The organism is Actinoplanes sp. NPDC048791 (genome assembly GCF_040650095.1).
In the GTDB taxonomy this organism is placed as follows: Bacteria; Actinomycetota; Actinomycetes; order Mycobacteriales; family Micromonosporaceae; genus Actinoplanes.
On sequence record NZ_JBEZGQ010001495.1, the window covers coordinates 1 to 1,549 of the forward strand.

General features: G+C 74.2%; 2 protein-coding genes. One reads left to right on the forward strand and one right to left on the reverse strand.

Annotated features, from left to right (window positions below; genetic code table 11):
- Positions 1-278: helix-turn-helix domain-containing protein (locus AB0C29_RS47780; protein ID WP_360834928.1), on the reverse strand; the 278-nt coding region annotated here is incomplete at its 3' end.
- Between the two features lie 53 nt (positions 279-331).
- Here AB0C29_RS47780 and AB0C29_RS47785 point away from each other — a divergent pair.
- Entirely contained in the window at positions 332-1,360 is a 1,029-nt protein-coding gene (locus AB0C29_RS47785; protein ID WP_360834930.1) for a phosphotransferase, read from the forward strand.
- The last annotated feature ends 189 nt before the right edge of the window (positions 1,361-1,549 follow it).

The following is a 1,549-nucleotide window of genomic DNA, read 5'->3' on the forward strand; positions in this document are numbered from 1 at the left end:
GCCGCCATCGCGGTGGGGGAGATGACGTACGAGGCGGCGGTGGCCTGCAGCACCCGTTCGGTGACGTTGCCCCTGCGGCGTTCCTCGACCAGCTCCAGCAGCCCGTGCTGCTCCAGGGTGCGCAGATGGTAGTTGACCTTCTGCCGGGGCAGGCCGACCTGGGCGGCGAGCATCGTGGCCGAGCCGGGCACGGCCAGCGCGGCCAGCAGCCGGCTGCGGATCGGGTCCAGGCTGACCTCGGCCGCGGCCGGGTCCTCGATCACTGCGACGTCTTCCATGGCGCCCACTCTCCCACCGACAAAAAAATTTGTCCAGCGGTACGATCGTCGTCGTGCGTACCCCTCCCGACGACCTGATCACCGAGCCCGGCACCGCCCAGGAGCTGACCCACAACGCCGGCAACGGCGCCACCGGTGGCATCTGGCGGGTGCGCCGCGACGGCGTGCCCGCGGTGCTGAAGCTCTCCACGCCCGGCCGTCCCGACGCGGCGGCGCACCTGCAGGCCTCCGACGAGCCCGGGCACTGGAACTACTGGCGGCGTGAGCTGCTCGCGTACCGCAGCGGCCTGGCCGGCACCGCCTTCGCCGACGCGGGGATCAGCGCGCCCGCCCTGCTCGGCACCGAGGAACGCGCCGACGGCTCCGTCGCCCTGTGGCTCGAGCACGTCGAGGGTGTCCCCGGCCCCGCCTGTGGCCGCGCGGAGCTCGGCGACGTCGCGTACCGGATGGGGATCGCCCAGGCCCGCTGGCTCGGCCGCCCGCCCACCGACGCCTGGCTCTCCCGCGACTTCCTGCGCGACTACACCAGCGCCCAGCCGGTGGGCGAGCCGGACTGGGAGCACCCGGCCGCGGTCGCCGGCTGGTCCCCGCGGCTGCGGCAGGACCTGCGAACGCTGTGGCACCGGCGCACCCAGCTGCTCGCCGCGGCCGACACGCTGCCGCGCACGCTGTGCCACCACGACCTCTGGCCGATGAATCTGATCATCGGCGCGGCCGGGCCGGTCCTGCTGGACTGGGCGTTCACCGGGCCGGGCGCGATCGGCGAGGACGTCGCCAACCTGACCCTGGACGCGTTCTTCGACGGGCTGATCGACATCACCCTGATCGACGACGTGACGGCCGCGGTCGCCGACGGCTACCGGCGCGGGCTGGGCGGTGTGCTGGACGACGCGACGATCAGCCGGGCGATCAAACTGACCGGCGCGGCCAAGTACTACTGGCTGGCGCCGCGGATGCTGCTCGCCGCCGCGCAGGGCAGTGGCCGGGGCGCCTACGACTCCCGCGACACCGCGGAGGTGTTCGCCGGCCGAGCCCCGGTGCTGTCGCAGGTGACCCGCTGGGCCCGGGAAGCCCTGGACTGAGGTCCGGCGGTCGCCCGCTCAATAGACCGCCCGACGGTCGGCCCCCAAAGGCTGCTCAGCGCGGCCAGGAGACCGGGACGGCAGCGCCGCCACCGGCCGCACCGCGGCGAGGCCCGGTATCCGGTTGCACCGCAGCCAGGCCCGCTATCCGGCCGGCGGGAAGGACACGTGCCAGCGGCTCGTGCGATG